Source organism: Nocardiopsis suaedae, from assembly GCF_027706745.1.
Classification (GTDB): Bacteria; Actinomycetota; Actinomycetes; order Streptosporangiales; family Streptosporangiaceae; genus Nocardiopsis_A; species Nocardiopsis_A suaedae.
This window is the reverse complement of record NZ_JAQFWP010000089.1, coordinates 1-22,480: the sequence shown is the minus strand read 5'-3', so window position 1 is coordinate 22,480 and position 22,480 is coordinate 1. Positions and strand designations below refer to the sequence as shown.

Annotated in this window: 19 protein-coding genes; 8 read left to right on the top strand and 11 right to left on the bottom strand. The window is 73.4% G+C overall.

Annotated elements, in window-relative coordinates:
• Positions 1-188: 188 nt before the first annotated feature.
• The 7 genes from O4U47_RS28785 to dnaK all read right to left on the bottom strand — a co-directional run bounded on the left by O4U47_RS28785 (position 189) and on the right by dnaK (position 8,711).
• A complete protein-coding gene (locus O4U47_RS28785; protein ID WP_270681130.1) occupies positions 189-812 on the bottom strand; it encodes a TetR/AcrR family transcriptional regulator in 624 nt (207 codons plus the stop codon).
• A 33-nt stretch (positions 813-845) separates the two neighbouring features.
• Positions 846-1,457, bottom strand: a complete 612-nt coding sequence (locus O4U47_RS28780; RefSeq protein ID WP_270681129.1) for a maleylpyruvate isomerase family mycothiol-dependent enzyme — start codon at positions 1,455-1,457, stop codon at positions 846-848.
• A 178-nt stretch (positions 1,458-1,635) separates the two neighbouring features.
• Positions 1,636-4,260: an ATP-dependent chaperone ClpB gene (gene clpB, locus O4U47_RS28775; protein WP_270681128.1), complete on the bottom strand. Its 2,625-nt coding sequence runs from the start codon at positions 4,258-4,260 to the stop codon at positions 1,636-1,638.
• A gap of 137 nt (positions 4,261-4,397) precedes the next feature.
• A complete protein-coding gene (locus tag O4U47_RS28770) occupies positions 4,398-4,898 on the bottom strand; it encodes a heat shock protein transcriptional repressor HspR (protein WP_408639044.1) in 501 nt (166 codons plus the stop codon).
• A 5-nt stretch (positions 4,899-4,903) separates the two neighbouring features.
• Entirely contained in the window at positions 4,904-6,061 is a 1,158-nt protein-coding gene (dnaJ, locus tag O4U47_RS28765; protein ID WP_270681126.1) for a molecular chaperone DnaJ, read from the bottom strand.
• 81 nt (positions 6,062-6,142) lie between these two features.
• Positions 6,143-6,817 (bottom strand): nucleotide exchange factor GrpE, encoded by a 675-nt coding sequence (gene grpE / locus O4U47_RS28760; RefSeq protein ID WP_270681125.1) that lies wholly within the window; start codon positions 6,815-6,817, stop codon positions 6,143-6,145.
• 37 nt (positions 6,818-6,854) lie between these two features.
• Positions 6,855-8,711, bottom strand: a complete 1,857-nt coding sequence (gene dnaK, locus O4U47_RS28755; protein WP_270681124.1) for a molecular chaperone DnaK — start codon at positions 8,709-8,711, stop codon at positions 6,855-6,857.
• A 325-nt stretch (positions 8,712-9,036) separates the two neighbouring features.
• Here dnaK and O4U47_RS28750 point away from each other — a divergent pair, with 325 nt between their 5' ends.
• Positions 9,037-11,232 (top strand): heterodisulfide reductase-related iron-sulfur binding cluster, encoded by a 2,196-nt coding sequence (locus O4U47_RS28750; RefSeq protein WP_270681123.1) that lies wholly within the window; start codon positions 9,037-9,039, stop codon positions 11,230-11,232.
• 24 nt (positions 11,233-11,256) lie between these two features.
• Here O4U47_RS28750 and O4U47_RS28745 read toward each other — a convergent pair whose 3' ends face one another.
• Positions 11,257-11,487, bottom strand: coding sequence for a hypothetical protein (locus O4U47_RS28745; protein ID WP_270681122.1), 231 nt, complete (start codon positions 11,485-11,487; stop codon positions 11,257-11,259).
• 139 nt (positions 11,488-11,626) lie between these two features.
• Entirely contained in the window at positions 11,627-12,163 is a 537-nt protein-coding gene (locus O4U47_RS28740) for a gamma carbonic anhydrase family protein (protein ID WP_270681121.1), read from the bottom strand.
• A 341-nt stretch (positions 12,164-12,504) separates the two neighbouring features.
• Here O4U47_RS28740 and O4U47_RS28735 point away from each other — a divergent pair, with 341 nt between their 5' ends.
• Positions 12,505-13,923, top strand: coding sequence for a DivIVA domain-containing protein (locus O4U47_RS28735; protein WP_270681120.1), 1,419 nt, complete (start codon positions 12,505-12,507; stop codon positions 13,921-13,923).
• 128 nt (positions 13,924-14,051) lie between these two features.
• Positions 14,052-14,501 carry a GNAT family N-acetyltransferase gene (locus tag O4U47_RS28730; protein ID WP_270681119.1) on the top strand — a complete coding sequence of 150 codons (450 nt, stop codon included), beginning with the start codon at positions 14,052-14,054 and terminating at the stop codon, positions 14,499-14,501.
• Between the two features lie 39 nt (positions 14,502-14,540).
• Here the strand turns inward: O4U47_RS28730 and O4U47_RS28725 are convergent, their stop codons facing one another.
• The gene (locus O4U47_RS28725) at positions 14,541-16,175 is read right to left on the bottom strand and encodes an MDR family MFS transporter (protein ID WP_270681118.1); all 1,635 of its coding nucleotides are present in this window, start codon (positions 16,173-16,175) and stop codon (positions 14,541-14,543) included.
• 279 nt (positions 16,176-16,454) lie between these two features.
• Between O4U47_RS28725 and O4U47_RS28720 the strand changes: the two genes are divergently transcribed.
• Positions 16,455-17,078: a TetR/AcrR family transcriptional regulator gene (locus O4U47_RS28720; RefSeq protein WP_270681117.1), complete on the top strand. Its 624-nt coding sequence runs from the start codon at positions 16,455-16,457 to the stop codon at positions 17,076-17,078.
• A 29-nt stretch (positions 17,079-17,107) separates the two neighbouring features.
• Here O4U47_RS28720 and O4U47_RS28715 read toward each other — a convergent pair whose 3' ends face one another.
• Complete coding sequence (locus O4U47_RS28715) at positions 17,108-17,536, bottom strand: SgcJ/EcaC family oxidoreductase (RefSeq protein ID WP_270681116.1); 429 nt, start codon at positions 17,534-17,536, stop codon at positions 17,108-17,110.
• A gap of 403 nt (positions 17,537-17,939) precedes the next feature.
• On the opposite strand from O4U47_RS28715, the gene O4U47_RS28710 reads away from it, so the two are divergent.
• The 4 genes from O4U47_RS28710 (at position 17,940) to O4U47_RS28695 (ending at position 21,794) form a co-directional block, all read left to right on the top strand.
• Positions 17,940-18,323, top strand: a complete 384-nt coding sequence (locus O4U47_RS28710) for a C40 family peptidase (protein WP_270681115.1) — start codon at positions 17,940-17,942, stop codon at positions 18,321-18,323.
• A gap of 146 nt (positions 18,324-18,469) precedes the next feature.
• Positions 18,470-19,429: a sugar kinase gene (locus O4U47_RS28705; RefSeq protein WP_270681114.1), complete on the top strand. Its 960-nt coding sequence runs from the start codon at positions 18,470-18,472 to the stop codon at positions 19,427-19,429.
• A gap of 315 nt (positions 19,430-19,744) precedes the next feature.
• Complete coding sequence (locus O4U47_RS28700) at positions 19,745-20,419, top strand: response regulator transcription factor (RefSeq protein ID WP_270681131.1); 675 nt, start codon at positions 19,745-19,747, stop codon at positions 20,417-20,419.
• Positions 20,412-21,794 (top strand): HAMP domain-containing sensor histidine kinase, encoded by a 1,383-nt coding sequence (locus O4U47_RS28695; RefSeq protein ID WP_270681113.1) that lies wholly within the window; start codon positions 20,412-20,414, stop codon positions 21,792-21,794. Before O4U47_RS28700 ends, O4U47_RS28695 begins: the two co-directional genes overlap by 8 nt.
• The last annotated feature ends 686 nt before the right edge of the window (positions 21,795-22,480 follow it).

The following is a 22,480-nucleotide window of genomic DNA, read 5'->3' as shown; positions in this document are numbered from 1 at the left end:
ACCCGCCGCCCGGCAGGCAGGCCCGGGGAACCGCCCCGCTTCCGCCGTCGCCGCCCACCACCCCGACCACGCACACGCCCGGCGGCCGACAGCGCTGCCGCAAGGGCCGCTGACCTCCGTCGTCGCCGCAGTCCACCTTGCACTCCGGTGGCCCGCCGTCCGGCCGGGGTCCGTGAGCGGGGTACCCCCTACTCCGCGCCAGCCCCTGCGAGGGCCGCGCCGACCGTCTCCTCCGCCCACTCGGCCAGGTCGGGCCACTCGGTGGCGGGGCCCAGATACGCCTCCAGGAAACCCCGCTGGAAGCAGGCGCCCACCACCAGGGCGGCCACCGCTTCCGGCCTGCACTCCGCTCGGATCCGGCCCGCCTCGCGTTCGCGGTGCAGGTACTCCTCCGCCGACGCGTTCACCGCCAGTGGGCCCGCGTTCACCCTGGCCAAGGCCTCGCGCTGGCGTTCCAGCAGCTTCGGTGCGGCGAACAGGGACGCGAAGATCGGCGCCCCCTCCCGGAAGAACGGCACCGCCTCGGTCGCGAACCCCCGCAGGTTGCCGTGCACCGTCCCCGTCCCGGCCCGGCCCGGCAGGTCCTGGGCGGTCCGCAGGAACGACGGGAACAGTTCGTGAAGGGCCGCGATGAACAGTTCGTCCTTGTCGGAGAAATGCTTGTAGAGCGCCGCCTCCGAGCAGCCCGCCGCCGCGGCGACCCGCTTGGTGGTGGCGTGCGCCAGCCCGGCCTCCGCCATCACCTCACCGGCCGCCGCGAGGATCCGCCGCCGCGTCCGCGCGCCGTCCGCGCGCCCGCCCGCCTCGGCCATCGCCCCTGCCTCCTCCCGTCGAGCGCTGACAGGCTACCGAGCGTCGGCCGCCTCCCGGCCGGTCAGCGCCAGCAGCAGCTCTTCGGCGGTGCCCCGCATCTCCTCTGGGCCCTCCCCGCCGGACCAACCGATGTCGCTGGCCACCACGCGGCGGCCCTCGGCCCGCTTCGCGTCCTCGGCGAAGGCGCCCGAAGTGAGCACCGCCTCCAACGCGGCCGCCAGGTGCTCCTCGGGGAACTCCGCTCCCAGCCCCAGGGGGCGGCGGATGTCCTGGTGGTGGACGACGTGGTCGACCAGGAGCAGCGCGGGCGCCACCCGGAAGGCGAGCATCGCGCGGTCGGTGTCCAGGGCGTCGGTGATCGCCCGGTCGCCCCGGCCGCTCCAGGCCCGGGCCGACGCCCGGTTGTAGGCGTCGTGGTCGAACCGGTGGGCGGCCATCGACAGCAGGAAGCGCGCCATCCCCGTGCGCGCGTTCGACGCGACGTGCGCGGCGACGTCCCGCACTGTCCAACCCTCGCACAGCGAAGGCGCGGACCACTGGTCGGGCGTGAGGCCGTCCAGTGTGGCGCGGATGCGGCGCCGCTCGGCGCGCGCGATGCGCAGGCGGTCGGCGGAGGTGAACCGGGTGCGTGCGGCGGCGGCCATGGAGGGCTCCTTCGGGGGGCGAGCAAGGTTGGTAAGTACTCACTCACCATCATGGGTGCGGCCCCCGGGGGCGTCAAGGGGGGGACGCCCCCGGGCGCCGAAGGCCGCGCCCCTCCCGGGCGGGCATGCGAAGACCCCCGGCGGCGTCGTCGCCGGGGGCCGTGTGCTCCCGGGTGCGTCAGGCCGCCGCGGGCTCGGGGGCCTTCACCACGGTCAGGCGGTCGGAGGCCACGTCCAGGTCGACCGCGACCGTGTCGCCCTCGCGCAGCTCGCCCGACAGCAGCTCCCGCGCCAGCGGGTCACCGATCGCGGCCTGCACCAGCCGGCGCAGCGGCCGCGCCCCGTAGGCCGGGTCGTAGCCGGTCAGCGCCAGCCACTCGCGGGCCGCCGGGGTGACCTCCAGGTTCAGCCGCCGGTCGGCCAGGCGCCGCCCGAGCCGCTCCACCTGCAGGTCCACGATCCGGGTCAGCTCCTCGGTGGACAGCGCGTCGAACATGATCACGTCGTCCAGCCGGTTCAGGAACTCGGGCTTGAAGGTGTTCTGCACGACCTGCAGCACCTTGTCCTTCTTCGCCCCGTTCTCCAGCTGCGGGTCCACCAGGAACTGCGAGCCCAGGTTGGAGGTGAGGATGAGCAGCGTATTGCGGAAGTCCACCAGCCGCCCCTGGCCGTCGGTCAGCCGCCCGTCGTCCAGGACCTGCAGCAGCGTGTCGAAGACCTCCAGGTGCGCCTTCTCCACCTCGTCCAGCAGCACCACCGTGTACGGCCGCCGCCGCACCGCCTCGGTGAGCTGTCCGCCCTCCTCGTACCCGACGTAGCCGGGGGGCGCCCCCACCAGGCGCGACACCGAGTGCTTCTCGGAGTACTCGCTCATGTCGATGCGCACGATCGCGCGCTCATCGTCGAAGAGGAACTCCGCCAGCGCCTTGGCCAGCTCGGTCTTGCCCACGCCCGTCGGCCCGAGGAACAGGAACGAGCCGGTGGGCCGGTCCGGGTCGGAGATGCCCGCCCGCGCCCGGCGCACCGCGTCGGACACCGCCGCCACGGCCGCCTTCTGCCCGATCAGCCGCTGCCCCAGCTCCTCCTCCATGCGCAGCAGCTTGGAGGTCTCGCCCTCCATCAGCCGCCCCACCGGGATGCCGGTCCACGACGAGACCACGTCGGCGACGTCGTCCGCGCCGACCTCTTCCTTGACCATCGTGTCGGCGTGCCCGGGCTCCTCGGCCGCCCCGGCCTCCTCTTCCTCGGCGGAGGTGGCCTCCTCCAGCTGCTTCTCCACCTGCGGGATCTCGCCGTACATCAGCCGCGAGGCCTCGGCGAAGGACCCCTCGCGCTGCGCCCGCTCGGCCTGGGTGCGCAGGTCGTCCAGGTGCGTCTTCAGGTCGCCGACCCGGTTCAGCCCCGCCTTCTCCTGCTCCCAGCGGGCGTTGAGCCCGTTCAGCTCCTCCTGCCGGTCGGCCAGGTCCGCGCGCAGCCGCTCCAGCCGCTGCACCGAGGCCGGGTCCGACTCCTTGGCCAGCGCCATCTCCTCCATCTTGAGCCGGTCCACGGTGCGCTGCAGCTCATCGATCTCCACCGGACGGGAGTCGATCTCCATGCGCAGCCGGGAGGCCGCCTCGTCGATCAGGTCGATGGCCTTGTCCGGCAGGAACCGGGCGGTGATGTAGCGGTCCGACAGCGTCGCCGCCGCCACCAGCGCCGAGTCGGCGATCTGCACCTTGTGGTGGGCCTCGTAGCGCCCCTTGAGCCCGCGCAGGATGGCGATGGTGTCCGCCGCCGACGGCTCGCCCACCAGCACCTGCTGGAAGCGGCGCTCCAGCGCCGGGTCCTTCTCGATCCGCTCCCGGTACTCGTCCAGCGTGGTCGCGCCGACCATGCGCAGCTCACCCCGGGCGAGCATGGGCTTGAGCATGTTGCCCGCGTCCATCGCGCCCTCGGCGGCGCCCGCGCCCACCATGGTGTGCAGCTCGTCGATGAACGTGATGATCTGGCCGTCGCTCTCCTTGATCTCGTTGAGCACGGCCTTGAGGCGCTCCTCGAACTCCCCGCGGTACTTGGCGCCGGCCACCATCGCCGACAGGTCGAGCGAGATCAGCCGCTTGTCGCGGAGCGACTCGGGCACGTCCCCGGCGACGATGCGCTGCGCCAGCCCCTCGACCACGGCGGTCTTGCCCACGCCGGGCTCGCCGATGAGCACCGGGTTGTTCTTGGTGCGCCGGGACAGCACCTGCACCACCCGGCGGATCTCGGTGTCCCGGCCGATCACCGGGTCCAGCGCGCCCGAGCGGGCCCGGCCGGTCAGGTCGACCCCGTACTTCTCCAGCGCCTGGTAGGTCTCCTCGGGGTTCTGGCTGGTCACCCGGCCCGGTCCGCGCACCCGGTCGAAGGCCTCCAGCAGCGCGTCCGGCGTGGCCCCGGCGTCGGTGAGCAGCCGGGAGGCCTCCCCGCCGTCGGCGGCCAGCCCCACCAGCAGGTGCTCGGTGGAGACGTACTCGTCCTCCATCTTCTGCGCCCGCTGGGCCGCCGTGTTCAGCGAGACGATGAGCCGGCGCGAGCTCTGCGGCGCGCTGACCGTGCTGCCGCTGGCCTTGGGGATCGCCTCCAGCGCCTGGTCGGTGCGCCCGGCGAGCTGGTCGGGGTCGGCGCCGACCTCTTTGAGCAGCGGCCGGATGACGCCCTCGCCCTGCTCCAGCAGGGCGGCGAGCAGGTGCACCGGCTCGACCTGCGGCGCGCCGTCGGCGGTGGCACGGCGGATGGCCGTGGAGAGCGCTTCCTGGCTCTTGGTGGTGAGTTTGTAGTTCATGGTGTCGCCGCCCCCTTCGTGCGAATCCCTATGAGGTTGTGCAAATCGGCCGTGCTCCGCCGCGGCCCGGCGCCGAGCGCCGGGCCGCGGCCCCCGGGCACCCGTCTCCGCCGCGTCGGCGGTGTGCGGCTCCGCCGTCAGTCGCGGCGGGGGTCGTCCCGGCGGTCGTTCCGGAGGTCGTCCCGGGGCTCCTCGCGGTGCTCGTCCCGCCGGTCGGGCTGGACCGCGGCCCCGAACACCGTCACCCGGGTGCGCCGCACCGGCATCAGCTCCCCGCCCGGGCCCGGCGGCGGCCCCTGCGCGGCCGCCCCCCGGCGGGCGACCGCCGAGCGCGCCGCCTCCAGCTCGTTGTGCAGGTGGAAGACGGTCTCGCGGAGCTCGGCGACCTCCCGCTTCAGCTCCAGGATGCGCTTGATCCCGGCGAGGTTGACGCCCTCCTCCTGGGAGAGCCGCTGGACCTCGCGGAGCATCTGCACGTCCCGCGCCGAGTACCGGCGCCCGCGCCCGGAGGCGCGGCCCGGCGACACCAGGCCGAGCCGGTCGTACTGGCGCAGCGTCTGCGGGTGCAGCCCGGACAGCTCTGCGGCGACCGAGATGACGTAGACCGGGGCGTCGTCGCCGAGCCCACCGTGGTTCATCATGCTCACGCTCCCTTGGCCTGGGCCTCCAGACCGCTCCGCGGGTCGTGGTCGGAGGTAGCGGCGCGGTACTTCTCCAGCGCCTCGCGCGCGTCGGCGCTGATGGTCTGCGGCACCTGCACCTCGACCGTGACGAGCAGGTCGCCGAGGGTCCCGTCGCGGCGGCGCGAGCCCTTGCCGCGCACCCGCAGCGTGCGCCCGCTGGGCGTGCCCGGCGGGATCTTCACCGTCACCGGCACCCCGCCCAGGGTGGGCACGCGCACATCGGCGCCGAGCACCGCCTCGGGGAAGGTCACCGGGACCGTGACGGTCAGGTTCTCACCGGACTTGCCGAACAGGGGGTGCTTGTGCACGCGTACCACCACGTAGAGGTCTCCGGCCGGGCCTGAGTGCTCTCCCGGCGCTCCCTTGCCCGCGATCCGGATCCGCTGGCCGTCGGAGACGCCGGCGGGGATGCGCGCCTGAACGGTCCTGCTGCTCTTGCCGCGGCCGCTGCCGTGGCAGGTGGGGCACGGGTCGTCGGTGACCAGGCCCCGGCCCTTGCACTCGCTGCAGGGCTCGGAGAGCGAGAACCCCCCCAGGTTCTTGCTCTCGTGCCCGGTGCCGCTGCACTTGGGGCACATCCGCGGCGAGGTCCCCGCCCGGGCGCCGGTGCCCTTGCAGGTGGTGCACGCCGCGTCCGAGGTCAGCGTGAACGAGCGGGTGACCCCCTCGGCCGCCTCGGTGAAGCTCAGCGTGGTCTCGGTCTCCACGTCGGCGCCGCGCCGCGGCGTCGTGGTGGTGCGCCCGCGCCCCCCGAACAGGCCGCCGAACAGGTCGCTGAGCCGGTCGCCGCCGCCCGCGCCGCCCGACCCGGGGCCGCCTCCGAAGAGGTCGCCCAGGTCGAAGCCGCCGGGCCCGGTGCCGCCGCCCGGCCGGTAGGAGCCGCCGAACAGGGAGCGGGCGTCGTCGTACTCCTTGCGCCGTTTCTCGTCCGACAGCACGCTGTAGGCCTCGGAGATCTCCTTGAAGCGTTCCTCGGCCTCGTCGTCGCCCTTGTTGGCGTCGGGGTGGTTGGCGCGCGCGAGCTTGCGGTAGGCCTGCTTGATCTCGTCCTGAGTGGCCGTCTTCGAGACTCCTAGGACCTTGTAGTAGTCCTTTTCCAGGTAGTCCTTGGTGCTCATGGACGTGTGCCTTCTCCCCGCTCCGCGCCGTCGGTGGTCCGCGCCCCGGGCACCTGGCGGTGCCCGGGGCGCGGTCGCGTCCTACTTCTTCTCTTCGTCGTCCCCGGTCTCCGGGGCGGCCTCCGCGGCCGGGGCGTCCTCCTGGGCGGAGTCCTCCCCGTCCCCTTCGGGCTCCTCGGCGGGGCCGGCCACGACCACCCGGGCCGGGCGCAGCACCCGCTCACCGATGAGGTACCCCGGCTGGAACACCTCGATCACGGTGGGCGCCTCGACCCCCGGCTGGGGGACCATCGTCAGGGCCTCGTGCACGGTGGGGTCGAACGGGTCGCCCGCCTCTCCGTACTTGGCCAGCCCCAGGCGGACCACCACCGACTCCAGCGCCTCGCCGACCGACTTGAAGCCGCCGGTCAGCTCGTCGTGCTCACGCGCACGGCCGATGTCGTCGAGGATCGGCAGCAGCTCCCCGGCCACCTGGGCCACGGCCTGCTCCTTGACGGCGGCCCGGTCCCGGTCGACCCGCTTGCGGTAGTTGGCGTACTCGGCCTGCAACCGCTTCAGGTCGTTGGTGAGCTCGAGGACCCGCTGGTCGTCCCCGGCGGGGGCCGCGGCGGCCGCCTCCTCGGCGGCCTCGGCCCCCGGCTCGGGGGCGGCCCCCTCGGGGGTGCGCAGCTCACCGGTGTCGGGGTCGACGCGCCGCTTGTCGCGGATCACCGGCCCCTCCTCGGCCGCGCCGTTCTCCTGGTCAGGCAGCGCCATTGGCCGCACCTCCTAGCTAGAAGAGTCCGACCGCCGCTCAGGCCTGGCCGTCGCGCTTGCCGTTGTCCTCGTCGACGATCTCGGCGTCGACGACGTCGGCCTCCTCCTGCTGCTGGGCGCCGCCGGCCGCGGAGGCGTCCGCGCCCTCGGCGCCCGCCTGCTGCTGGCCGTAGATGGCCGAGCCGATCTTCTGGCTGGCCAGGGCGACCTTCTCGCTCGCCGAGCGGATGGCCTCGGTGTCGGTGCCCTCCAGGGCCGACTTCAGCTCGCCGAGCGCGGCCTCGGTCTCGGACTTGACCTCGGCCGGGATCTGCTCCTCGTTGTCCTTGATGACCTTCTCGGTCTGGTAGACGAGGGACTCGGCGTTGTTGCGGACCTCGGCCTCCTCGCGGCGCTTGCGGTCCTCCTCGGCGTACTGCTCGGCCTCGCGGACCATCTTGTCGATGTCGTCCTTGGACATCGCCGAGCCGCCGGAGATCGTCACCGACTGCTCCTTGCCGGTGCCCAGGTCCTTGGCGGTCACGTTGACGATGCCGTTGGCGTCGATGTCGAAGGTGACCTCGATCTGCGGCACGCCGCGCGGCGCCGGGGGAAGGCCGGACAGGTCGAAGACGCCCAGCTTCTTGTTGTACTGCGCGATCTCGCGCTCACCCTGGTAGACCTGGATCTGCACGGACGGCTGGTTGTCGTCGGCCGTGGTGAAGATCTCCGAGCGCTTGGTCGGGATGGTGGTGTTCTTCTCGATGAGCTTGGTGAACACCCCGCCCTTGGTCTCGATGCCCAGCGACAGCGGGGTGACGTCCAGCAGCAGGACGTCCTTGACCTCGCCCTTGAGCACGCCGGCCTGCAGGGCCGCGCCGACCGCGACGACCTCGTCGGGGTTGACGCCCTTGTTCGGCTCCTTGCCGCCGGTCAGCTCCTTGACCAGCTCCACGACCGCGGGCATGCGGGTCGAGCCGCCGACCATGACCACGTGGTCGATCTTGTCGACGCCGACCCCGGCGTCCTTGATGACCTGGTGGAACGGGGCCTTGGTGCGCTCGAGCAGGTCACCGGTCAGGCGCTGGAACTCGGCGCGGGTGAGCTTCTCGTCCAGGTGCAGCGGGCCCTCCGCCGAGGCGGTGATGTAGGGCAGGTTGATCGCCGACTCGCTGGAGCTGGAGAGCTCGATCTTGGCCTTCTCGGCGGCCTCGCGCAGGCGCTGCAGCGCCATCTTGTCCTTGGACAGGTCGACGCCGTTGGCGTTCTTGAACCGCTCGACGAGCCAGTCCACGACCGCCTGGTCCCAGTCGTCGCCGCCCAGGTGGTTGTCGCCGTTGGTGGCCTTGACCTCGACCACGCCGTCGCCGACCTCCAGCAGGGACACGTCGAAGGTGCCGCCGCCCAGGTCGTAGACGAGGATGGTGGCCTCGTCCTCCTTCTCCAGGTGGTAGGCCAGCGCCGCGGAGGTGGGCTCGTTGATGATGCGCAGGACGTTCAGGCCCGCGATCGTCCCCGCCTCCTTGGTGGCCTGGCGCTGGGAGTCGCTGAAGTAGGCCGGGACGGTGATGACCGCGTCGGTGACCTCCTCACCGAGGTAGGACTCGGCGTCCCGCTTGAGCTTCTGCAGCACGAAGGCGCTGATCTGCTGCGGGTTGAAGGTCTTCTCGTCGACCTCGGTGGACCAGTCGGTGCCGATGTGGCGCTTGACCGAGCGGATGGTCCGGTCGACGTTGGTGACCGCCTGGCGCTTGGCGACCTCGCCGACGAGCACCTCGCCGTTCTTGGCGAAGGCGACGACGGACGGGGTGGTCCGCGCGCCCTCGGCGTTCGCGATCACCGTGGGCTCGCCGCCCTCCAGGACCGAGACGACCGAGTTGGTCGTTCCCAGGTCGATACCGACCGCACGTGCCATGAGTACGTCCTCCGTCAAAGTTGAGTCTTACGGGCGAAAGTTTGCTTCGTCCGTCGTCGACTGTCAAATCACTTGAGTCAGCCCGACTCAAGTTCGACGCCGACCGGTATAACGCGGGGGTCGGTGCGGTTGTTCCCGGTGCCGGGATGTTTTGCTGGATCATTGGTGCACCGGGGGAGGGGCCGCCCTCCCCCGGCCGGGTGCGGGGGGATCAGGGGCGGGTCGGTGCCTCCGACGCCATTACTCGCTAGTAACATCTGTTGGGGCCCGGTGTGTGGCGCGCCGGGAAGTGCACCACGACAGCAGGATTGGGAGGCCGCGGGCGATGCTCTACATCGTTCTGGGGGTCGTGACGACCCTCTTCGCCGTGGTCGGGGTCGCCATGTTCGCCTTTGGCATCCGCCAAATGGTGCGGACCGTGGGCGTCGGCCGGCCGATCGAGAAGGACCGCAAGGGGCCCATCGGGAAGCGACTGACGACCACGCTCATCGAGTCCCTCGGGCACACGCGCATGCTCAAGTGGCGCTGGATCGGCGTGGCGCACTGGTTCGTCATGGTCTCGTTCCCGCTGCTGGTGTTCACCGTGGCCGAGGCCCACGGCGAGGTGTGGGACCCGCACTTCCACCTGCCGCTCATCCACGACTGGACGGTCTACGGCCTGGCCATCGAGGTCATCGCCGCGTTCAGCCTGGTGGCCATCGTCGGCCTGGCGATCTACCGCCAGGTGAGGAACCCCGGGCGCCTGGGCCGCGCCTCGCGCTTCGCCAACTCCCGCAGCTGGCAGGCCTACTACGTCGAGGCCTACATCTTCGCGCTGCTGGTCAGCATCTTCGTGATCCGCGGCTTCAAGGTCGCCATGGACGACTTCCCGTTCCCGGTGTGGGCCACCCCGGTCTCGCACGCCGTGGGCGCGGTCCTGCCGCCCAGCGAGCCCGGCCTGGCCCTGGTCGCCGCGTTCAAGCTGATCATCTCCTGGGTCTTCTTCATGGTGCTGGCGCTGGTGCTGACCATGGGCGTGGGCTGGCACCGGTTCACCGCCCCGGTCAACATCTACTTCAAGCGCAACACCGACGGCTCGTCCGCGCTCGGCGCGGCCAAGCCGATGATGGACAAGACCGGCGAGAAGCCCCTCGACTTCGAGGAGGCCGACCCCGACGAGGACCCGTTCGGCGTCGGCAAGGTCGAGGACTTCACCTGGAAGGGCCTGCTCGACTTCACCACCTGCACCGAGTGCGGGCGGTGCCAGTCGCAGTGCCCCGCCTGGAACACCGGCAAGCCGCTCTCGCCCAAGAAGCTGGTCATGGACCTGCGGGAGCACGCCTACGCCAAGGCCCCCTACCTCATGCAGGGCCTGACCCCCGAGGTGCTGGAGGAGAAGGCCAAGGAGGACGCGGCGCACGCCGGGACCGACGTGCTCGCCCTGCTGGAGCGGCCGCTGGTCGGCACCGAGGAGGAGGGCGGGGTCATCGACCCCGACGTCCTGTGGTCCTGCACCAACTGCGGCGCCTGCGTCGAGCAGTGCCCGGTCGACATCGAGCACATCGACCACATCCTCGACATGCGCCGCTACCAGGTGATGATCGAGTCGAGCTTCCCCTCCGAGGCCAACAGCCTGCTCAAGAACCTGGAGAACAAGGGCAACCCGTGGGGCATGGCCGAGGACAAGCGCCTCGACTGGATCTCCGAGGTCGACTTCGAGGTGCCGGTCGTCGAGGACGCCCTGCCCGAGGGGACCGAGTACCTGTTCTGGGTCGGCTGCGCCGGCGCCCTGGAGGACCGCGCCAAGAAGACCACCAAGGCCATCGCCGAGCTGCTGCACACCGCCGGCGTGAAGTTCGCCGTGCTCGGCGGCATGGAGGCCTGCACCGGCGACCCGGCCCGCCGCCTGGGCATGGAGTACGTCTTCCAGATGCTGGCCCAGCAGAACGTGGAGACGCTCAACGAGATCGGCGCCACGAAGATCGTGGCGAGCTGCCCGCACTGCTTCAACACCCTGGGCAACGAGTACCCGCAGCTCGGCGGCGAGTACGAGGTGGTGCACCACAGCCAGCTGCTCGCCAAGCTGGTCGATGACGGGCGCCTGACCCCGGTCGCGCCGATCGAGGAGAACATCACCTACCACGACCCCTGCTTCCTGGGGCGGCACAACAAGGTCTACACCCCGCCGCGCGACATCATGGCGCAGGTGCCGGGCATCAAGACCCAGGAGATGCACCGCCACAAGGAGCGCGGCTTCTGCTGCGGCGCGGGCGGCGCGCGCATGTGGATGGAGGAGAAGCTCGGCAAGCGCATCAACACCGAGCGGGTGGACGAGGCGCTGACCACGAACCCGGACACCGTCTCCACCGCGTGCCCCTTCTGCCAGGTGATGCTCGGGGACGCGATCAACGAGAAGAAGTCCACGGGCGAGGCCAAGGAGAGCCTGGAGGTCGTCGACGTCTCCCAGCTCCTGCTGCGCTCGATCAAGGGCGAGGAGGGCGGCTCCGGCGGGCAGGCCGAGCCGGAGAAGGAGAACGCCTGACCCCGGGCGGGTGAGCCGCGGGGCTCAGGGGCGCTCCAACGGGGGCGGCGCGATCGGGCGGGACGGCCCGGGGGCGCCGCCCCCGCGCTCGTTCCGGCGGCGCCGGACGTGCGGGCGCACGCCCAGCACGCGGTCGAGCTCGTCGGTGGTCAGCGGGTGGTCGGCCCCGGCGGCGGCGATGAGCACGTCGGCGTAGAGCTCGATCTCCTCCAGGGCCTCCCCGTCCTGCAGGCGCGCGTCGACGTGGGGTTCCATGCGCGCACCTCCCGGGGGCCCAGCGGTGTCCCACAGGCTACGTCCGGGTAGCCTCGCGCCGCATGACCCGGAAGGACCATTCGCGCCCTAGTCACGAGGGGCGATGGGCCCTTGCGCAGGGCGGGTCCCGGCCGCGCGGTCAGCGCCAGACCACCTCGCGGTGCATCCCGGCATAGCGCGCGTACTTCTCCGGCGTCTCGGCGAACACCGCGCGGTCCTCCTCGGTGAGCTCGCGGACGACCTTGCCGGGCACCCCCGCCCAGAGCGTTCCCGGGGGCACGGTCTTGCCCGGCGGGACCAGGGCGCCCGCGGCCACCAGGGCCCCCGCGCCCACTCGGGCGCCGCCGAGCACGCGCGCGCCGATGCCGATCAGCGCGCCCTCCTCGACCACCGCGCCGTGCACCATCGCCTGGTGCCCGAGGCTGGCCCGGTCCTCCAGCACGGCGGGCTCGCCGGGGTCGGAGTGCAGGCCGCACTGGTCCTGCACATTGCAGCGCTCGCCGATGACGATGTCCTCGGTGTCGGCCCGCACCACCGTGCCGTACCAGATGCTGCTGTGCGCGCCGATGCGCACCCGCCCCACGACCACGGCGCCGGGCGCGATCCACGCCTCCTCGTGCACCGCTGGGGCGCCGAACGGCGCCTCCCCCACCAGCGGACGGGTCGGCTCCACCATCGCGATCTCCCTCCCAGGCCCCGCGCCGCCGGCCGATCGCCGGCTCCGGCCCCGCGCGGCGCCGATCGCGAATACCTTAGTAACGCGGCGGGCGGTGAGCACGGAGACCTGTCGGACCCGGCTATTGAGACGCGCTGGTACCGGCGGCTACCGTGGTCGCCTCTTGGTGTTCGCAAGGCCACGCTTCGCATACGACCCGCACCCTGCCCCCGTCTTGCGGTGACGCTCCGTTGTGCGAGATTTGAATGTCGCTGATGCGTGATCGGGGCGTTATGGGCAAGATGGGCACAGGGGGCGGGTCACCCCTTCCCCGACATGCCGCCAACCCGGTTGATTAGGACATGAACGAGCAGAACTCAGACATCGTGTCGAACCTCCTGCGCGAGGAGGCGTTCCCGAGCGCCCGCAAGGGCTACGACAAGCGCCAGGTCGACGACTTCGTGGTGCGCAACCACAACCACATCCGGGATCTGCAGGAGCGGCTGGCCCGGGCCCACGACGAGCTGGAGCAGCTCCGCCGCGAGCTGGCCGAGGCCAAGGAGAGGGCCGCGGTCAAGCCCGAGCACGAGCAGATCAGCGAACGCATGGCCACCATCCTGCGCATAGCGGAGGAGGAGGCCAAGGAGAAGCGGGCGCAGATCGACGAGGAGGTCTCCGGCATCCGCTCCGCGGCCGAGGAGGACGCGGCCAAGGCCCGCAAGGACGCCGACGAGCACGCCGAGCGCGTGCTCTCCAGCGCCCGGTCCGAGGCCAACGACCTGGTCTCCACCGCCAAGCAGGAGGCCGAGCAGATCCGCTCCCAGGCCGAGAAGGACGCCGAGCGCAAGGTCGGCGACGCCGAGGCCCGGGCCAAGCGGATCAACGACACCGCCGACCGCCGCCTGGCCACCCTGACCGCCACCCACGGCGAGGCGGTGCGCCGCCTCGGCGACATGCACCAGACCCTCGCCGAGCTGCTGCAGGCCGAGAAGACGGCGGGCCCGCTGGAGCCGGACGCCCCGGAGGAGGAGGCCGAGGACGGGCAGCAGGCCCAGGGCGGCTCCTCCGACCAGGGCTCGGCGGCCAAGGCCGAGCCCGCGAAGGCCGGGGGGCAGGCGGCGCCGTCCGCCCCGTCCGCCCCGTCCGGGCAGTCCGGACAGACGGCGCAGTCGGCGCAGTCGGCGCAGTCGGGCAAGGCCGCGCCGCAGTCCGCCAAGCCCGAGGCGAAGCCGGAGCAGTCGGCCGAGCCGGAGGAGCAGGCCGCCAAGCCCGCGGCCGCGCCGCAGACCGGTCCCCAGCGCCAGCAGCAGGGCGGCGGGTCGCAGCAGGGCCAGCAGGGCCAGCAGGGCCGACAGGAGCAGCAGGCCCCCGACGAGGCCACCGTCAAGATCGATCCCGCGACCGTGCAGCAGGCCGCCCGTCCCCAGGCGCAGCAGCAGCCGCAGAACCGGCAGGGCGCCCAGGGGCAGCAGCGTCCGGCGGCGCCGCAGGCGTCCCCGCAGGGGGCGCGCTACAACGTGCCCGCTCCGCCGGAGGCCGCGGCCCAGCAGCCCGCCCAGCAGGCGCAGCCGGGCACCGGTCCGCAGCAGGGGCGGCAGCACCAGCAGGCCCAGCAGAACCACCAGGGGCAGCAGACCCAGCAGCCCCAGCAGCAGCCGCAGGGCGGGACCGGCCAGGAGGACCCCGGCGCCACCGCCGTGCACCAGCGCCCGGCCGCGGCGCCGCAGAAGCCGCAGCAGGACGCCGAGCAGGGCGAGGGGGTCCGCATCATCAAGCCTTAGGGCGCGCCGCCCGGGTTGGTACATGTCGGTCCGGGGCCGGGGCGTACGCCCCGGCCCCGGCCTCGTTCGTCCCGGTATGCGGGGGGACGTCGGATGTGTCGCCCCCGGTCGGCTACCATGCCTGAGCCATGATGATCCGCACGGCCATTCGGTCGGACCTGGGCGCCATCCTGCGGCTCCTGCGCGAACTCGGCGACGGGCGGCCTGCGCAGGGCGGCACCGTCCGCATGTCCTCGGCCGCCGTGCGCGCGTGGACCCGGATGGAGGGCGACCCCGACCGCTCGGTGCTGGTGGCCGAGCGCCGCGGGCAGATCATCGGCACGCTCGACCTGATGGTCGTCGCGGGCCTGACCCACGACGCCCAGCCGTGGGCGATCGTCGACAACGTCGTGGTCGACCCGGCGTGCCGGCGCTCGGGGGTGGGCCGCGCCCTGATGGAGGACGCCCTGGACCGCGCCTCGCGCGCGGGCTGCTACAAGGTGGAGCTGCTCTCCCACGAGGGGCGCCAGGAGGCGCAGGGCTTCTACCGCGCTCTCGGCTTCGACGACTCGGCCCAGGGCTTCCGCCGCTACCTGTAGCCGCCCCTCCGCCGGGGCCGGAGCGGCCCGGGGCCGGGGCTACCGGGTCCCGGAGCGCAGCGGGACCTGCCGCAGGAACAGCACCAGGGCGAACCCGACGGCCGCGATCGGCATGCCCAGGACGAACACCTGGTGCATGGCGGTGTTGAAGGCCTCGATGACCCCGTCCTGCACGGCGGCGGGCAGCGCGTGGATGGCGTCCGGCGACCCCAGCGCCTTCTCCGACAGGTGCGGCATCTCGGGCGCGGGGGCCCCCTGCGCCTCCGCCTCGGCCGCGGCCTCCGCGGCGGACCGGGCCATGGCCTCCAGCTCGGAGTGGAGCCGCTCGGTCATCACGGCGCCGAAGACCGCCACCCCGAACGCGCCGCCCAGGTTGCGGAAGAACGACACCGCCGAGGTCGCCGCGGCCATGTCGGAGCGGGGGAGCGCGTTCTGCACGGCCAGGATGAGGATCTGCATGGACAGGCCCAGGCCCAGGCCGATCAGCGCGACGCCGGCGCCGACCAGGACCAGCGGTGAGCCGGGCTCCAGGGTCGAGAGCACGCCGAAGCCCGCCAGGATGAGCACCATCCCGGCGACCGGGTACCGCTTCCACCGCCCGGTGCGGCTGACCAGGAATCCGGACGAGACCGAGGCGGTGAGCAGGCCCAGCACCATCGGCAGCGTCATCAGGCCCGATGCGGTGGGGCTCATCCCCTTGACGATCTGCAGGTACTGCGGGAAGTAGATCATCACCCCGAACAGCGCCATGCCCACGCACATCGAGGCGGCGGCCGAGAACAGGAACGTGCGGTCGGCGAACAGGCGCGGCGGCAGGATCGGGTCGGCGGCGCGGCGCTCGGCGACCACGGCGAGCCCGGCGAGGACCAGCGCCCCGGCCGCCATCAGGTAGGCGGGGGCGGAGTTCCAGTCGAACTCCTTGCCGCCCAGGCTCAGCACCAGCATGGCCAGCCCGGCGGCGCCGACGATGCACGAGGCGCCCTTCCAGTCGACGGGGGCGCCGCCGTGCGGGCGCTTGGGCAGCCGCAGCAGCCGCTGGATGGTGATGAAGGCGGCCGCGGCGACCGGGACGGTGATGAAGAAGCACCAGCGCCAGCCGAGCGGGCTGTCCACCAGGAACCCGCCGAGCAGGGGACCGGCGACGGTGGAGACGCCGAAGACGGCGCCGAGGAACCCGGCGTAGCGGCCGCGCTCCCGGGGCTCGACCACGTCGCCGAGGATGACCTGCGGCAGGGTGGCCAGGCCGCCCGCGCCGATGCCCTGCACGAAGCGGGCGCCGATGAGCCAGGTCATGTCCTGGGCGAACCCGGCGGCGACCGAGGAGCCGATGAAGACCACCAGCGCCGTCTGGAACAGCAGCTTGCGGCCCCAGAGGTCGGAGAGCTTGCCCCACAGCGGGGTGGAGGCGGTCATGGTGAGCAGGGTGGCACTGGCCACCCAGGAGAGCTTGTCCTGGCCGCCCAGCTCCCCGACGATCGTGGGCAGCGCGGTGCCCACGATCGAGGTGGTGAGCATGGAGGTCAGCATCGCGAGCATCAGGCCCGCGAGGATCTCGGCCACCTGGCGCCGGGTGTAGCGGGGGGTCGGCGGCCCCGGCCCGTCGGCGCCGTCCCCCGCCGCGGCCGGGTCCGGGCCCCCCTGGTCCGACCGGCCGGTGATCGCCTGCTCCGCCACGCGTTCCTCCCCCTCGACGCTCGTCGTCGTGCGCCGCCCGGGCGCCGCCCGCGCGGGCGCGTCCGGACGTGCCGGGGCCCACCCCCCCGCGCGCGGCGTGCGCGGGCACGCCGGAGGGACCGCCGTGCGGCGGTCCGGTCGTGGGGTGAGGGGAGGGCCGATTCTCCCCTCCGGTATAAGTAAACACTGTTGACTTGTCAAGCCGGGCGTCCGGGGGCGCCGGGGCGACGTGCGACGATGAGACCGACGGACCCGAGGCACGACGGGGAGCAGGCACCGATGGAGCGTCCGGAGGACGGCGGGTGCGCCGGGCGGGCGCGCGACCGGGAGGCCACGCGCCAGCGCATCCTGGACAGCGCGCGCGAGCTGTTCACCAGCGAGGGGTACGCGCAGGTCTCCTCGCGCCGCATCGCCGCGCACGCCGGGGTGAACGTCGCGCTGATCAACCGGTACTTCGGCGCCAAGCGGGGCCTGCTGGCCGAGGTGATCGCCGAGGAGGCGGCCTTCCCCGGCATCGTGGAGGGCGGCCGGGAGGGGCTGCCGCGGCGCCTCGCCGAGCACCTCGTGCACCGCACCCTGGCCGGGGGGACCCCGCTGGCGCGGGCGCTGGAGCACTCGGCCGGCGACCCGGACCTGAAATCGGTGCACGAGGAGCGGCTGAAGAACGCGATGATCGGCCCGCTGGCGGAGGTGATCGGCGGGCCGGAGGCGCGGGCGCGGGCGGCGCTGGCGGCCTCGGTGATCCTGGGGGTCGGCCTGGTGCGGCGGATCGAGGGCGCGGCGGCGCTGCAGGAGCTGGACCCGGACCGGCTGGTGGACCGCCTCGCGTCGGTCATCTCCGCCTGCCTCGCCGAATCGGCGCCCGGGCAGGCGCACTCAGGGAGCGGGCGAGGCCGGGGATAGGGCCGCCCCGCGGAGGCCGGGTCGGCCCTTCACCCCTGCGGCGCGAAGTCGTCCGTCCCGTTCGCGCGCGTGTTGTGCGCGGCGCGGATCAGCCATGAGCCGCCGCGGCGGACCAGGACGAGGGTGATGAGGCCGCCCCGGTCCTCGGGCGGACGGCCGCCGGGCAGGCGGTGGCCGGGCCACGTCCACACGGTGTGGACGAGGGCGGTGTCCGGGGCGAGCGGCTGGATGCTCACGACCTCCTGCGTGTAGGCGGCCTTCTGTGCGATGACGGAGGCGGGGACGTCCTTGTGCCCGTCGACGTTCTCCCCGCGGGTGCGCCACCACAGGCCGCGATGGGTGATGAAGTCCGCGTCCTCCGTGAAGTAGGCGCCCCAGGCGTCCATGTCGTGCGCGACCCACAGGCGGGTGTGCTCGGTGATCAGGTCGCGGATCTCCTGCCGCTGCTTCTCGTCCACGGCACCCACTCTGGAACCTCAAGCGCACTCGAGGTCAAGGCCCGGGGTCTCCGTGGGAGGCGGACGGGCTCCGCTTTGCCGGGGCCGCCGCCGGGGGTGGACGCGCATTGCGCGATCGTGGCCAGGACTTTAGGACGACACGCCAGGGCATTAGGCGTGCTCCGTAATGCGGGGGCGGTGTGCTTCCGTGGGGAACCGTGCGGCCCGTGCCCCCTGGGGGGGCGGGTCGGGAACCGGACGCGCCCGGGGAGGGTGCGACGACAGGGGGGAACCCATGGCCAATTCAACTACTCTCAGTTACGAGAAAATCACACATCGAAGTACCGGCTCACGTCGGCCGGGGCCGTTCGCCCGGGCGGCCGTCCTCTTATCCGCGCTGCTCGCCATCGGCGCCACCGAAGCGGTGGCGGCTCCCCCGGCGCCCGCCTCCACGGTCGCCCGAAACGCCGTCGAGCACGCGCTCGACCAGGTCGGCAAGCCGTACCGGTACGGCGGTGACGGCCCCGGCTCCTTCGACTGCTCCGGGCTCGTGAAATGGGCCTACGGAAAGGCGGGGCGCTCCCTGCCCCGCACCACCTACGACCAGTACCGCCAAGGCGCGCCGGTGTCCCGCGCGAACGCGGCCCGCGGGGACCTGGTCTTCTTCTACTCCGGCCCCTCGCACGTGGGCATCCACCTGGGCGACGGGCGCATGGTGCACGCGCCCAGCTCCGGCAAGAAGGTCCAGGTCGTGCGGCTGGCCGACCACTACGACGACCACATCGCCGGAATCCGCAGAGTCGGCTGACGGTAGGATCCGCCCTCCCGCGTTGTGCAGCGCGGCGCCCTCGCCCCGAGCCGTGGAAAGCGGCTCCGCCCCGCCGCTAGGGTGGGCCTTCCGCATCGCAGAGGCACGCGTGCGCAGGTCATGCCGGGCGAAGGGAAGGGGCGCGGGTGGGGCGGACGGGCGGTCCCGAGGCCGTGTGCGTCGGAGAGACCATGGCCGTGCTGGCCCCGGCGGACGGCGCGCCCGCCGACCGCGGGGGAGACCTCGCGGTCGGCGCGGGCGGCGCCGAGGCCAACACCGCCACCGGCCTGGCCGCGCTCGGCCACCGCGCCGCCTGGGTCGGGCGGCTGGGCGACGACCCCTTCGGCCGTGTGGTCGCCGCCGAGCTGCGGGCGCGGGGCGTGGACACCTCCGGCGCCGAGGTCGACCCGGACCGGCCCACCGGGGTGTACCTCAAGGACCCCGACCCGGCCGGGAGCCGGGTGCACTACTACAGGACCGGGTCGGCCGCGGCGGCCATGGGGCCGCACACCCGCCTGCCGGACGGGGCCCACCTGGTGCACGTCTCCGGCATCACCCCGGCCCTGTCACCGGGGTGCGCGGCCCTGGCGGACCGGCTGCTGTCCCCGGACCGGCCGACCGGTGGGCCCCTGGTCTCGTTCGACGTCAATCACCGGCCCGGGCTGTGGAGCGCGGAACGCGCGGCGCCGCACCTGCTCCGGCTGGCCGCGCGCGCCGACGCGGTGTTCGTCGGTGCGGACGAGGCGGCCCGCCTCTGGGGCGCCCGCGGCGCCGAGGAGGTGCGCGCGCTGCTGCCCGGGGTGCCGCTGCTGGTGGTCAAGGACGCCGAGGCGGACGCGGTGTGCTTCTCCGAGGAGGGGACGGTGCGCGTGCCCGCACTGAAGACCGGGATCGTCGAACCGGTGGGGGCGGGGGACGCCTTCGCGGCCGGTTTCCTGTCCGGGCTGCTCAGGGGGCTACCGGTGCGGGACCGGCTGCGCCTCGGCCACCTGATGGCGGCGGCCTGCCTGAAGTCCTCCGGGGACACGGCGCCCCCGCCCCCGCGCGCGGTCCGCGAGCGCCTCCTCGCCGCCGACGAGGGCACGTGGCGCTCGACGGTGCTGTGACCGAGGGGAAGGGCGGAACCGTGGACGGCGGGCACATCCTGACGGTCACGCAGCGCAGGGTCCCCGACGAAGCCTGACCGGCCCCCGGCGCGGGGGCCACCCCCGCGGACACCCCGCACCGGGAACACGGTCCGGGAGGCAGTATCACCCCCGTGGTTAAGAGGAACATGAGAACGCGGGGGCGGGCCGCCGCCGGAGGGGGCGGCGGCCGCCCTTAAGAGATCTCTGAGAAAACCCCGCGGTGCGTGTCCCGGCAGGTCGCGGCCGAGTAGCTTCGTTGGGGTGGAGCGAGGAGCAGGCCCCGGCGGGGCGCGGGTGCTGGTGGTCGAGGACGAGCCCGCCGTGCGCGACGCCGTCGCCGGCGCGCTGGAGATCGAGGGCTACGAGGTGCGGCGCGCCACCGACGGCGCCACCGGGCTGGAGGCGGTGCGGGCGTGGCCGCCGGACGCGATCGTGCTGGACCTGCTCATGCCGTTCATGGACGGCATCACCATGTGCACGCGGCTGCGCGAGCGCGGCGACCGCACCCCGGTGCTGGTGCTCACCGCCCGCGACGCGGTCAGCGACCGGGTCGAGGGGCTGGACGCGGGCGCCGACGACTACCTGGTCAAACCCTTCGACCTGGACGAGCTGCTGGCCCGGCTGCGGGCGCTGCTGCGCCGGGCCTACCCCGACGCCGGGCAGGCCCTGTCCTACGGCGCCCTGACGGCCGAGCCGGGCGGCGGCCGGGTGTGGCGCGGGGACCGGCCGATCGAGCTCACCCGCACCGAGTTCGCCCTGCTGGAGGTGCTGCTGCGGAACGCCGGGCGGGTGGTGCCGCGCCCGGTGATCGCCGACCGGGTGTGGGGGTACGACTTCGGGCCCGGGTCGAACTCGCTCGACGTCTACATCGGCTACCTGCGCCGGAAGCTGGAGGCGGGGGGCGAGCCCCGGCTGGTGCACACGGTGCGGGGCGCGGGGTACGTGCTGGAGGACCGGTCGGGTGGCTGAACGGGGCGTCTGGCGCCGGTGGCGCCGCTGGCCGCTGCGGGTGCGGCTGGCCGCGGTGACCGCCGCCGCGGTGGCGGCGGCGGTCGTCGCGGGGACCGCGGTCGCCTTCGTGATCGTCCGCCACCAGCTCATGGAGTCGCTCGACCTGAGCCTGAAGCGGGAGGCGGTCCGGGTGGAGCGCCAGGTCGGCGAGGCCGAGTGGCTGGGGTCGGGGGAGTGCGTCTACCTGACCGCCCCGAGCTGTGTGCAGCTCATCGGCCCCGACGGCACGGTCGACCCGCCGCAGGCCGACGACACCCCGTGGGTGCCGCGGCGCGCGTTCGCCGTGGCGCGCGGGGAGTCGGGGCCGTTCTTCACCGCGTCGGGGATCGGGGACATCCCCGTCCGCGGGTACGTGGCGCCGCTCGGGGACGGGCGCGCGGTCCAGGTGTCGGTGCGCGCCGACGGGGTGCGCGATTCGGTCCGGGAGACGGGGGTGCGGCTGGCGGCCGCGGGCGCGGCCGGCGTCGCGCTGGCGGCGGTGCTCGGGTACGCGGTGGCGCGCACGGGGCTGCGCCCGGTGGAGCGGCTGACCCGCACGGCGGAGACGATCGCCGCCACCCGCGACCCGCGGCACCGCATCGACCTGGAGGGCGGCGACGAGCTGGCCCGGCTGGCGGGCAGCTTCAACGCGATGCTCGCCGAGCTGGAGGCCTCGGCGGCGGCGCAGCGCAGGCTGGTCGCGGACGCCTCGCATGAGCTGCGGACGCCGCTGACCGGGCTGCGCACCAACATCGACCTGCTGGCCCGCGATCTGCCACCGGACCGCCGCGACCAGGTGGTGCGCACCTTGCGGGCGCAGTCGGCGGAGATGACGGGCCTGGTGAACGACCTGATCGAGCTGGCCCGGGGGGAGCGCGGGGACCGCGCGCCGGAGCCGGTGCGGCTGGACGAGGTGGTGCGGCACTGCGTGTGGGCCCAGCGGCGCGACCGGCCGCGGGCCCGGTTCAGCACCGGGCTGGAGCCGGTCCTGGTGGAGGCGGTGCCCGACCGCATCACCCGCGCGGTGGGGAACCTGCTGGACAACGCGGCGAAGTTCGCCCCGGAGGGGGAGCCGGTCGAGGTGCGCCTCCGGCGCACCGACACCGGCGGCGCCGAACTGACCGTCCGCGACCACGGGCCGGGCATCCCGGAGGAGGACCTGCCGTATGTGTTCGACCGGTTCTACCGGGCCCCGTCGGCGAGGGCCCTGCCGGGTTCGGGCCTGGGCCTGGCGATCGTCGCCCAGGTGGCGGAGGCCTCCGGCGCGAAGGCCACGGCCGACCACCCGGAGGACGGCGGAACCCTGATGCGGTTGACGTTCCCGACGGCCACCTTCACCGAAGACGCCCCCTGAGCCGGGGACCCGCCTCGGCCCAGGACCCGCCTCGGCCCAGGACCCGCCCGGGCGGCGGTCCCTGCGCGCGGGACGAGGTCCATGGGACAGGAGGGGCGGACGCGGTGTCCAGTGTCCGCCGCCGCGTGCCAGGCAGCCTCGGGCCGAGGGACCGAAAGCGACGAGGAAGGTCGGCGGGCCTTCCTGCGGCGTTGTCGGCTGCGCGGTGTGTGCGTGGTCGTGGTGGTGGGCGGCGACGACAAAGGGCGGCGGCACTGCCTGGTGCGCTGTCGGCTGCCGGGTGTGTGCGTGGTCACCGGGGTCGGCGGCGACGGTGCGGACGGGGTGGTTCCCCGGGCCTGCTTGCCGGGCGGTGGGCTCCTTGCGGTGCGGGTGGGCGGCGGCTCGGCCGGTACCCCGCTGACGGGCCCAGGCCGGGCGGCGGGCCGCCGGGGCGCAGGCGGTAGGAGGGACTGCACGGGTGGCACATACCGGGCATACCGGATATGAATACTCCGGCCTGCCCGCCCTGGATGGCGGATCCTGCTCCTGCCCGGGGGTGATCTTGGCGGCTCTGAGGTGGGGTTTCGTGGTTTTCCCACAGGGGTCAGATCCGCCCCCGTTCTGTCGTACCCCTGTTCTAACGTTGGGAGTATGGCAAGCGAGAAGCACACCAGCGGGCCCCCGCCCGGATCGCGCGCCCAGCG

Bases quoted from the DNA above. Each gene is read 5' to 3' on its own strand.
- O4U47_RS28785 (WP_270681130.1), bottom strand. From the start codon at position 812: ATGGCCGAGGCGGGCGGGCGCGCGGACGGCGCGCGGACGCGGCGGCGG.
- O4U47_RS28780 (WP_270681129.1), bottom strand. From the start codon at position 1,457: ATGGCCGCCGCCGCACGCACCCGGTTCACCTCCGCCGACCGCCTGCGC.
- clpB (WP_270681128.1), bottom strand. From the start codon at position 4,260: ATGAACTACAAACTCACCACCAAGAGCCAGGAAGCGCTCTCCACGGCC.
- O4U47_RS28770 (WP_408639044.1), bottom strand. From the start codon at position 4,898: ATGAACCACGGTGGGCTCGGCGACGACGCCCCGGTCTACGTCATCTCG.
- dnaJ (WP_270681126.1), bottom strand. From the start codon at position 6,061: ATGAGCACCAAGGACTACCTGGAAAAGGACTACTACAAGGTCCTAGGA.
- grpE (WP_270681125.1), bottom strand. From the start codon at position 6,817: ATGGCGCTGCCTGACCAGGAGAACGGCGCGGCCGAGGAGGGGCCGGTG.
- dnaK (WP_270681124.1), bottom strand. From the start codon at position 8,711: ATGGCACGTGCGGTCGGTATCGACCTGGGAACGACCAACTCGGTCGTC.
- O4U47_RS28750 (WP_270681123.1), top strand. From the start codon at position 9,037: ATGCTCTACATCGTTCTGGGGGTCGTGACGACCCTCTTCGCCGTGGTC.
- O4U47_RS28745 (WP_270681122.1), bottom strand. From the start codon at position 11,487: ATGGAACCCCACGTCGACGCGCGCCTGCAGGACGGGGAGGCCCTGGAG.
- O4U47_RS28740 (WP_270681121.1), bottom strand. From the start codon at position 12,163: ATGGTGGAGCCGACCCGTCCGCTGGTGGGGGAGGCGCCGTTCGGCGCC.
- O4U47_RS28735 (WP_270681120.1), top strand. From the start codon at position 12,505: ATGAACGAGCAGAACTCAGACATCGTGTCGAACCTCCTGCGCGAGGAG.
- O4U47_RS28730 (WP_270681119.1), top strand. From the start codon at position 14,052: ATGATGATCCGCACGGCCATTCGGTCGGACCTGGGCGCCATCCTGCGG.
- O4U47_RS28720 (WP_270681117.1), top strand. From the start codon at position 16,455: ATGGAGCGTCCGGAGGACGGCGGGTGCGCCGGGCGGGCGCGCGACCGG.